Source organism: Streptomyces smaragdinus (assembly GCF_009604385.1).
Taxonomy (GTDB): Bacteria; Actinomycetota; Actinomycetes; order Streptomycetales; family Streptomycetaceae; genus Streptomyces; species Streptomyces smaragdinus.
This window is the reverse complement of sequence record NZ_WEGJ01000034.1, coordinates 1-11222: the sequence shown is the minus strand read 5'-3', so window position 1 is coordinate 11222 and position 11222 is coordinate 1. Positions and strand designations below refer to the sequence as shown.

General features: G+C 72.1%; 2 protein-coding genes and 1 pseudogene. All 3 read left to right on the top strand.

The genetic code is table 11. The features are described from left to right. Positions 1-53: 53 nt before the first annotated feature. Positions 54-10232 (top strand): annotated as a pseudogene (locus SRB5_RS28325) (SDR family NAD(P)-dependent oxidoreductase); the annotation flags it as partial. A gap of 108 nt (positions 10233-10340) precedes the next feature. Further along, positions 10341-10694 carry a hypothetical protein gene (locus tag SRB5_RS28320; RefSeq protein ID WP_153456301.1) on the top strand — a complete coding sequence of 118 codons (354 nt, stop codon included), beginning with the start codon at positions 10341-10343 and terminating at the stop codon, positions 10692-10694. Continuing rightward, entirely contained in the window at positions 10687-10938 is a 252-nt protein-coding gene (locus tag SRB5_RS28315) for a hypothetical protein (protein WP_153456300.1), read from the top strand. Before SRB5_RS28320 ends, SRB5_RS28315 begins: the two co-directional genes overlap by 8 nt. Positions 10939-11222: the final 284 nt, after the last annotated feature.

The window sequence follows — 11222 nt, the reverse complement described above, 5'->3', positions numbered from 1 at the left end:
AAGCGAAGTCGAGGATGACCGTGAGCACATCGGTGGACAAGGTCGTCGAGGCCCTGCGCAAATCGCTCACCGACAACGAGCGGCTGCGTCAGGAGAACGCCCGGCTGACCGCCGCGCAGCACGAGCCCATCGCCGTCGTCGGCATGGCCTGCCGCTACCCGGGCGGCGCCGACACCCCCGAGGCGCTGTGGCGGCTCGTCGCGGACGGGGTGGACGCCGTCACCGGCTTCCCCACCGACCGCGGCTGGAGCCCCGGCATCTACGACCCGGAGCCCGGCCTCCCCGGCAAGACGTACGCCCGGGACGGCAGCTTCCTGCACGAGGCGGCCGAGTTCGACGCCGCGTTCTTCGGGATCAGCCCGCGTGAGGCCCTGATCATGGACCCGCAGCAGCGGCTGCTGCTGGAGATCACCTGGGAGGCCATCGAGCGCGCGGGCATCGACCCCGTCTCGCTCAAGGGCAGCCGCACGGGCGTGTACGCGGGCGTCATGTACCACGACTACGCCGACGGCAGCGCCGGCAGCTTCGTCTCCGGCCGCACCGCCTACACCCTGGGCCTCGAGGGCCCGGCGCTCACCGTCGACACCGCCTGCTCGTCGTCCCTCGTCGCCATCCACCTAGCCGCCGACGCCCTGCGCCGCGGCGACTGCACCCTGGCGCTCGCCGGCGGGGCGACGGTGATGTCGACGCCGGACATGCTCGTGTACTTCAGCTCGCAGAAGGGACTGGCCCCCGACGGCCGCTGCAAGTCCTTCGCCGACGCCGCCGACGGCACGGGGTGGGGCGAGGGCGCCGGCGTTATCCTGCTGGAACGGCTGTCCGACGCCCGCGCCAACGGGCATCCGGTGCTGGCGCTGGTGCGCGGGACGGCGGTCAACCAGGACGGCGCGTCCAGCTCGATGACCACGCCCAACGGGCCGTCCCAGCAGCGGGTGATACGGGCCGCGCTGGCGGACGGCGGGCTGTCCGCGGCCGATGTCGACGCCGTGGAGGCGCACGGTACGGGCACGGTGCTCGGTGACCCGATCGAGGCGCAGGCGCTGCTGGCCACGTACGGGCGCGGGCGGCCGGCCGACCGGCCGCTGCTGCTCGGCTCGATCAAGTCGAACTTCGGTCATACGCAGGCGGCGGCGGGCATCGCCGGCGTGATCAAGATGATCCTGGCGATACAGCACGGCGAACTGCCGCCCACGCTGCACCTCGACGCGCCCTCCCGGAAGGTCGACTGGGAGGCCGGGGCGATCGAGCTGCTGGGCGAGGGCCGTCCCTGGCCGCGGGTGGACCGGCCGCGGCGGGCGGGGATCTCGTCGTTCGGGCTGTCGGGTACGAACGCGCACGTGATCGTGGAGCAGGCTTCGGCGCCGGGCGAGGAAGCCTTGAGTGTTTCTCCGGCGGCCGTTCCGTGGGTGTTGTCGGCGCACACGCCGGAGGCGTTGGCCGGGCAGGCGGCGCGGATCGCCGACGCGGCCCCGGACTTCTCGCCGGCGGACGTGGCCTACACGCTGGCCACCGGGCGGGCGCATCTCGAGCATCGGGCGTGCGTCACCGCGACGGATTCGGCCTCGGCGGTACGGGCGCTGCGGTCGCTGGCTGCGGGGGATCCGGTCGGGGTCACCGTGGGGCGGGCGCGGGCGGGGCGGACGGCGCTGCTGTTTACGGGGCAGGGGTCGCAGCGGGTGGGGATGGGGCGGGAGTTGTATGACGCCTTCCCGGTCTTCGCCGAGGTGTTTGACGCGGTGTGTGCGGCGGTGGATCCGCATCTGGTTCGGCCGCTGCGGGATGTGGTGTGGGGCGAGGATGCTGCGGTTCTCGAAGGGACCGGGTTTGCTCAGCCTGCGTTGTTCGCTGTTGAGGTGGCGCTTTATCGACTCGTCGAGTCGTGGGGTGTACGGGCCGACTGCGTCGCGGGGCATTCGATCGGCGAGCTGGCGGCAGCACATGTGGCCGGGGTGTTCTCGCTGGAGGACGCCGCCCGGCTGGTTGCCGCTCGCGGCCGGCTGATGCAGGCGCTGCCGGAGGGCGGCGCGATGGTCGCCGTACAGGCATCCGAGGACGAGGTGACGCCGCTGCTTTCTGATGCGGTGTCCCTGGCTGCGGTCAACAGCCCGACGTCTGTGGTGGTTTCCGGCGAGGAGGCCGGCGCGCTGGCGATCGGCGAGCGCTTCAAGGCCCAGGGGCGGAAGACGACGCGTCTGGCCGTGTCGCATGCGTTCCATTCGCCCCTGATGGAGCCGATGCTGGCCGAGTTCCGTCGCGTCGCCGAATCCGTTTCGTATGCCGAGCCACGTCTGGCCGCCGTCTCGACGGTGACCGGCTCGGTCGCGTCCGGCTGGGCGTCGCCGGCCTACTGGGTGGACCAGGTCCGCCAGGCGGTTCGCTTCTCCGACGCGATCCAGACCCTTCACGGGCAGGGCGTCTCCCGCTTCCTCGAGATCGGCCCCGACGGCATCCTCACCGGCCTCACCCAGCAGATCCTCTCCTCCGAAGTCACGGCCATCCCCGCCCTCACCAAGAAGCTCCCCGAGACCGAGGCCCTGGCCGGCGCCGTCGGGCGGCTCCAGGTGTCCGGCGCGGAGATCGACTGGCGGATGTACTTCGCCGGTACCGGAGCGCGCCGCGTCGATCTGCCCACGTACGCCTTCCAGCGTCGGCGCTTCTGGGTCGACGCCGTCTCCCTCACCGGGCAGACCGCCGGCCAGCACCCCCTCCTCGGGGCCACGGTGAACCTCGCCGACTCCGGCGGGGTCGTCCTCACCGGTCGGCTCTCGGTCGCCGCGCAGCCCTGGCTGGCCGACCACGTGGTGCAGGGTGTCGTGCTCTGTCCCGGTTCCGGGCTGGTCGAGATGGCGTTGCGGGCCGGTGCCGAGGCGGGCTGTCCGCGGCTGGCGGAGCTGGCGCTGCACGCGCCGCTGATCCTTTCGCCGAAGGGCGGTGTCGCCGTGCAGGTCGTTGCCGGTCCCGCCGACGACACCGGGCGGCGGTCGGTACGTATCCACTCGCGCGCGGAGGATCGTCCGGACGCGGAGTGGACGCTGCATGCCGAGGGGCAGCTGGCGGAGGACGCTGCGGATCCGGCGCCGTTCGCGTGGCTGCCCGCGGGCGCGGAAGCGCTGGATGTCGACGGGGTGTACGACACGCTCGCCGATCGGGGGCTCGAGTACGGGTCCGTGTTCCAGGGGCTGCGGGCTGCCTGGCGGCGTGGGGGCGAGCTGTACGCCGAGGTTTCGTTGCCGGAGGCCGCGCAGGGGGACGCCGGGCGGTTCGGGCTGCATCCGGCGCTGCTCGATGCGGCCATGCATGCGGCGTTGCTCGCGGACACCGGTGGGGAGACGCTGCTGCCGTTCGTGTGGCGGGACGTCGTGGTGCATCGGGCCGGCGCGGGGACGTTGCGTGTACGGCTGACGCAGCCGGCGCCCGGGCAGCTGGCGCTGGAGATCGCCGACGAGTCGGGGTCACCGGTGGCGTCGGTCGGTGGGGTTGTGGCGCGTGCGGTGTCGTCGGCGCAGTTGGCCGGTGGGGAGACGCTGTATCACGTGGAGTGGCAGGCCGCCGGGGCCGTGGACGGGCCGGGGGAGTGGGGCGATTGGGAGGCGCTGGATGAGGCGGTGCCTTCGCTGGTCGTGCTGAGCTGTGCGGACGATGCTGTGGAGCGGGTGCTGGGTGTCGTACAGGCGTGGCTGACGGAGGAACGCTTCGCGCACGCCACGCTCGCTGTGGTGACCCGGCGGGCGGTCGCGGTGCTCGAGGGCGAGGATGTGGCGGTGCGGCAGGCTCCCGTGTGGGGGCTGGTGCGGGCGGCTGCGGCGGAGCATCCGGGGCGGTTCCGGCTGGTCGACGGGGACGGTTCTTTCGAGGCTGGGCTCGGGTGCGGGGAGCCGGAGGTCGCGGTGCGGGAGGGGCGGGTGTTCGTGCCGCGTCTCGTTCGTACTCCGGCGGCCGTGGATTCCGTGCCCTGGGACGCCGACGGGACGGTGCTGATCACCGGTGGGACGGGTGGGCTGGGCGCTCTTGTCGCGCGGCATCTGGTCGGGCGGCACGGTGTGCGCGATCTGGTGTTGACCAGCCGTCGGGGGCTTGAGGCTCCCGGTGCGGTCGAACTGCGTGATGAACTGGTGTCGCTGGGTGCGTCGGTGACCGTTGCCGCGTGCGACGTGGCGGACCGGGACGCGCTCGCTTCGCTGGTCGGCGGGATCGGGGCTTCCCTGCGCGGGGTCGTACACGCGGCCGGGGTGCTCGACGACGGGATGATCACCGCGCTCGACGCCGCGCGTCTTGAGCGGGTGCGGCGGCCCAAGGCAGATGCGGCGTGGGTCTTGCACGAGCTGACGCGGGAGCTGCCGCTCACGGCGTTCGTGCTGTTCTCCTCCCTCGCCGGCACCCTCGGCTCGACGGGGCAGGCCAACTACGCCGCCGCCAACGCCTTCCTGGACGCCCTCGCCGTCCATCGCCGCGCCTCCGGGTTGCCGGCCACATCCCTCGCCTTCGGGCTGTGGGACACGGCGGCGGGGCTCGGTGCGGGTGAGACGGAGCGGATGCGGGCCGCCGGTACGCCTGCGGTGAGTGCGGAGCAGGGGCTGGCGCTGTTCGACGCGGGCGTGGCTTCCGGGCGGGCTGCGCTGGTGCCGGTGCCGTTCGATCTGCGGGCGCTCAGTGCCGATCCGCCGGTGCTGTTGAGTGGGCTTGTGCGGCGTACGGGCACTCGGCGTGCGCCTGCCGGGGCGCTGCGGTCGCGGGTGGCCGGGCTGGGGGCCGACGAGCGGGCCGAGGCGGTGCTGGAGGTCGTACGGGCCAAGGTCGCCGCTGTTCTCGGGCATGCGTCTGGTGGGGAGATCGAGCCGGGGCGGGCCTTCGACGAGTTGGGGTTTGACTCGCTTACGGCCGTTGAGCTGCGTAATCAGCTCGACTCCGCGACGGGGTTGCGGCTGCCCGCGACGCTCATCTTCGACTATCCGACCGCCGATGCCGTCTCGCGTCACATCCTTGAGCTCCTTGACGGAGTGTCGGACTCGCCTGCCGCTCCGGTGGCCGTCACCCGGGCCCTCGACGACGACCCCATCGTCATCGTCGGCATGGCCTGCCGCTTCCCCGGCGGCGTGAGCTCCCCGGAGGAGCTGTGGCGGCTGGTCGCGGAGGGCACGGACGCCGTGGCGCCGCTGCCCGACGACCGGGGCTGGGACCCCGGGCTGTACGACCCGGAGCCGGGGGTGCCCGGCAAGACGTACACGCGGGCCGGGGGTTTCCTGTATGACGCGGCGGAGTTCGACGCCGAGTTCTTCGGGATCAGTCCGCGCGAGGCCGTGATCATGGATCCGCAGCAGCGGTTGCTGCTGGAGACGTCGTGGGAGGCGCTGGAGCGGGCGGGGATCGATCCCGGGACGCTGAAGGGCAGCCGCACGGGCGTGTACGCGGGCGTGATGTATCACGACTACGGCGGCGGGACCGCCGGCAGCATCGTGTCCGGGCGGGTCTCGTACACGCTGGGCCTGGAGGGGCCCGCGGTGACCGTCGACACTGCCTGCTCGTCGTCGCTGGTCGCGCTGCACATGGCGGCGCAGGCGCTGCGGACGGGGGAATGCTCCCTCGCGCTGGCGGGCGGGGTGACCGTGATGGGGACGGCCGACATGCTCGTGTACTTCAGCGAGCAGCGGGGGCTGTCGCCGGACGGGCGCTGCAAGGCTTTTGGGGCCGATGCGGACGGTACGGGCTGGGGTGAGGGCGCGGGCGTGCTGTTGCTGGAGCGGCTTTCGGACGCTCGGGCTCAGGGTCATCCGGTGTTGGCTGTGGTTCGGGGGTCGGCGCTCAATCAGGACGGTGCATCCAATGGGCTCACCGCGCCCAACGGGCCTGCACAGCAGCGGGTGATACGGGCTGCGTTGGCTGACGCCGGGCTGTCGCCGCTTGAGGTCGATGCCGTGGAGGCTCACGGGACGGGCACGGTGCTCGGGGATCCGATCGAGGCTCAGGCGCTGCTGGCCACTTATGGGCAGGGGCGTTCTGCCGACCAGCCGTTGTGGCTGGGGTCCGTGAAGTCGAACTTCGGGCATACGCAGGCTGCGGCCGGGGTTGCCGGGATCATCAAGATGGTGATGGCCATGCGGCACGGTGTGCTGCCGCCGACGCTGCATGCCGAGGCCGCGTCGCCGCAGGTGGATTGGGCTGCGGGTGAGGTGCGGCTGTTGACTGCGGCGCGGGATTGGGCCGTTGAGGGGCGTCCGCGGCGGGCGGGGGTTTCTGCCTTTGGGCTGTCGGGGACCAATGCGCACGTGATTGTGGAGGAGGTTGCTTCTACTTCGGCGGCTTCATCCGAGGGTTCGCTGCCGGTGGTTCCGTGGGTGCTGTCGGGGAAGTCGGCGGGGGCTTTGGCGGCTCAGGCTGCTGGGGTCGGGGCGGTTTCGGGGTCTTCGGTGGACCTGGGGTTCTCGCTGGCGACTACCCGGGTGGCTATGGAGCATCGGGCGGTGGCGTTTTCCGCCGAGGGGGTGGCGGCGGTGGCTGCGGGGGAGGTGCATCCGGCGGCTGTGGTCGGGCGGGTGCGGGCGGGGCGGACGGCTGTGCTGTTTACGGGGCAGGGGGCGCAGAGGCTGGGGATGGGGCGGGAGTTGTATGACGCCTATCCGGGGTTTGCTTCGGCCTTTGATGCGGTGAGTGGTGCGGTGGATCCGCATCTGGCTCGGCCTCTGCGGGATGTGGTGTGGGGTGAGGACCCTGGTGTCCTGAACGGGACCGGGTTCGCTCAGCCTGCGTTGTTCGCTGTTGAGGTGGCGCTTTATCGACTGGTCGAGTCGTGGGGTGTACGGGCTGACTGTGTGGCCGGGCATTCCATCGGTGAGCTGGCGGCAGCACATGTGGCCGGGGTGTTCTCGCTGGAGGACGCCGCCCGGCTGGTGGCGGCTCGCGGTCGGCTGATGCAGGCGCTGCCGGAGGGCGGCGCGATGGTCGCCGTACAAGCATCCGAGGATGAGGTGACGCCGCTGCTTTCTGATGCGGTGTCCCTGGCTGCGGTCAACAGCCCGATGTCCGTGGTGGTTTCCGGTGAGGAGGCTGCGGCGCTGGCGATCGGGGAGTACTTCAGGGCGCAGGGTCGTAAGACGACGCGTCTGTCCGTATCGCATGCGTTCCATTCGCCGTTGATGGAGCCGATGCTGGCCGAGTTCGCTCAGGTCGCGGAGTCCGTGTCGTACGAGGAGCCGCGTCTGTCCGCCGTCTCGACGGTGACCGGCTCGGTCGCGTCCGGCTGGACGTCGCCGGCGTACTGGGTGGACCAGGTCCGCCAGGCGGTCCGCTTCTCGGATGCCGTCCAGACCCTTTCTGATCAGGGCGTCTCCCGCTTCCTCGAGCTGGGCCCCGACGGCATCCTGACCGGCCTGACCCAGCAGATCCTCGACGAGGTCACGGTCGCCGTCCCGTCCTGCCGCAAGGACCGCCCCGAACCCGACACCCTCCTCACGGCCGTCGCGAACCTCCACGTCACCGGCGCCCGAGTCGACTGGCCGGCGTACTTCGCCGCCACCGACGCCCACCGCATCGACCTCCCCACCTACCCCTTCCAGCGCACCCGCTACTGGATGACCGCCCCCACCACCCCCGCCACGGCCGACACCGGCCAAGTCGCCCTCGACCACCCCCTCCTACGCGCCGCAGTCCCGCTGCCCGGCGACGCCGGCGCAGTGCTCACCGGCAGGATCTCCGGCGGCACCCACCCCTGGATCACCGACCACGACGTCCTGGGCAGCGTCCTCCTCCCCGGCACGGGGTTCGTCGAACTGGCCCTCCAGGCCGGCGAACACACCGGCTGCCCCGTACTGGAGGAACTCACCCTCCACGCCCCCCTGATCCTCCCCACCCACGGCGGCGTCGCGCTCCAGGTCCTCGCCGGGGAGGCCGAGGACGACGGCCGGCGCACCGTGACCGTCCACTCGCGGCCCGACGACCAGCCCGACCTGCCCTGGACGCGTCACGCGGAGGGCGTGCTGGCCCCCTCCGCCGAGGCAGCGCCCGCCGGTCCCGGCGCCTGGCCGCCGCCCGGCGCCACCCCGATCGCCGTCGAGTCCGCCTACCCGGACCTCGCCGGCCTCGGCTACCACTACGGTCCCGTCTTCCAGGGCCTGAAGGCCGCCTGGCGCGACGGCGACGCGCTGTACGCGGAGGTCTCACTCCCGGAGAGCGCCCAGCCCGACGCCGCCCGCTTCGGCCTCCACCCGGCGCTGCTCGACGCCGCGATGCACGTCGGCCTGCTGGACATCCCCGACCGCGACGGCGGCGGACGGACGCTGCTGCCCTTCGCCTGGAACGGCGTCACCCTGCACGCCGCCGGGGCCGACACCCTGCGCGTGAGCCTGACGCCGGTCGCCCAGCAGGACGGCCTGAGCCTGTCGGTCGCGGACGGGCACGGGAACCCGGTGCTGACGGTGGAGTCCCTGCTGTCCCGCCCGGTCTCCGAGGCGCAACTCGCATCCGGCACGGACGCCCTGCTCCAGGTCGCCTGGCAGCCTGTGCAGGCGGACGGTACGGCGCCTGTCTGGGCGGAGTGGCGGGACGACGCGGACGAGATCCCCCCGGTCTGCGTCTGGTACTGCCCCGACAAGCCCACCGCCGACCCGCCGGCGGACGTACGGACCAACATCGCGCGGCTGCTCGCCACCGTCCAGGCGTTCCTCGCCGACGACCGCTACGCCGACTCGACGCTCGCTGTAGTCACGCGCGGCGCGGTGGCCACGGACGCCGCCGAGGACGTGGACGTACGACAGGCGCCCGTCTGGGGTCTCGTACGGGCGGCCGAGGCGGAGAATCCCGGCCGGTTCGTGCTGATCGACACCGACGACGGGGTGGACGGCGCGCTGTCGGCCGGGGAGCCGGAGGTCGCGGTACGGGCCGGCCGGCTGCTCGTCCCCCGTCTGACCCGCCTGGACGCGCCTGCCGACGGCCCCGTCTTCGACCCGGACGGCACGGTGCTGATCACCGGCGGTACGGGCGGGCTGGGCGCCCTCGTGGCCCGGCACCTGGTGACGGAGCACGACGTACGCCACCTCCTGCTGACCAGCCGCCGCGGCCCCGACGCACCGGGCGCAGCCGCCCTGCGCGACGAACTGACGGCGCTCGGCGCGACGGTGACGATCGCCGCGTGCGATGTCTCCGACCGCGACGACCTGGCCCGGCTGCTCTCCGGCGTGGAGCCCCCGCTGCGCGGTGTCGTGCACGCGGCCGGGGTCGCCCACAACGGCCTGGTCGGCGCCCTGACGACGGACCAGGTGGACGGCGTCCTGGCGGCGAAGGCGGACGCCGCCTGGCACCTCCACGAGCTGACGGCGGACGCCGACCTGACGGTGTTCGCGCTGTTCTCCTCGGCGGGCGGCCTCGTCATGGCGGCGGGCCAGGGCAACTACGCGGCGGCGAACGTCTTCCTCGACGCCCTCGCCCACCACCGCCGTACGTCCGGCCTCCCGGCCACCTCCCTGGCGTTCGGCCTCTGGGCGGTGGACGCGGGCCTCGCGGCGGACCTCAGTACGGCGGACCTCGACCGGATGAGCCGCGCGGGCACCCCGGCGCTCACCCGGGAGGAGGCCCTGACCCTGTTCGACGCCTCCCTCCGCACTTCCGAGTCCCTGACGGTCCCCCTCCGCACAGACGCCACTGCCCTCCGCACCCGAGGCACCGCGCTCCCGGCCCTCCTCCGCGGCCTGGCCCCCACACCTGCCCGCCGCCGCACACCGGCCGGCGCCCCGCGCGCGGAGGACCTGGCGCAGCGCATCGCGGGCCTGAGCCCGGAGGACGCGGCGGCGGCGATCCTGGAGGTCGTACGCACGCAGATCGCCTCGGCCCTGGGCCACACGTCCGCGGACGCGATCGAACCGGACCGCGCCTTCGGCGAACTCGGATTCGACTCCCTGACGGCGGTGGAACTCCGCAACGCCCTCAACACGGCAACGGGCCTCCGCCTCCCGGCCACGCTGATCTTCGACTACCCCACGGCGACCGACGTCGCCGCGTACGTCGCCCAACGGATCAAGCCGGCCACCACGACCACCCCCTGGGAAGCCGAACTCACCCGCCTGGAGTCCACCCTCACCACAGCCCCGCCCACCGACGCCCCCACCCTGGCAACCCGCCTCCGCGCCCTCGCGGACCAGCTCACGGCCACGACACCCCACGCCGACGACAGCGACCTCACGGAGGCGACGGCGGAGGATCTCTTCGACATCCTGGACGGTGAACTCGACCTTCCGGGCGCCTGAGCGCGTTACGTGACTGAGCCTTTACGAATGGTGTCGGACGCCTGCGTGAGCTTCGTGTGACGCGTTACGCTGGCGGCGTCTGTTGCGCCGTTTGGGAAGGATAGAGCCATGGCCGTGTCGCATCCAGAGACGAGTGGCGAGCTGATCCCCCGACCGGCGCTCACCCTGCCCGCGCTGCGACAGGCCGTAGCGGTGGTCTGCCCGTCCAGGCTTCCAGAGTTTTTCGAAGGGATGCAGGCGGCGTTCGTCCGGGCCGGAGATGAAGACAGTGTGACGCCGATCCGGATGTTCTACCGCGAATGGGGTGTAGTCGTAGAGATCGCCCGGCATCCGGAAGCGGCTCGACGCCTGAAGGCTGCGGAGAGTTCCCTGGACAGTGACGATGCCGCCGTGCGGGATCGTGCAGTGCGAGAGGCCGGGGAGATCGTCCGGTGGGCGCACGCAGAGGTGGTTGGTGGCTGACTGGCGCTGGGAAGCCGACCCGGACGACTTACTCGAAGCCTTGTCGGCGCAAGCGCGCAGTGTTGCCGAGCGGCTGGCCGAGGAAATTGCGGTTCGGGAATCGATGGTGTTCCTCGACGGTGCCTCATTCACCGGTCGTAGTCCCGGCCTGCGCACCGAAAGCCGGGGAGGTCTGCTGATGACCTATCTGACCGATGTGCGTGGCGAACGCATCGTTGTGCTGCAGGTTGCCTGCTTCGACTGACATCGGGGTGCCTGGGTTTACGGCAGATCCCGGAGTGGCCGGAATTCCTACCCTTTGATGCAGCTTAGGCATGAGCATGCCCATCGATGGGAATCACAGTCGCCCACGTGGCCGAGGGAGCCACCGGGACTGAAGGGCTGCCGGATGGCCTCGGACGACGACACCGCACCTCCGCCCTCACCGAGTCCTCCGCCCCCACCCCCGTCGAAGCGATCGATCGGCGGCATCGCGTCCATGACCTCCACCGTCCGCAGGGCGACCGTGACGACGCGCCTGAGGAGGTC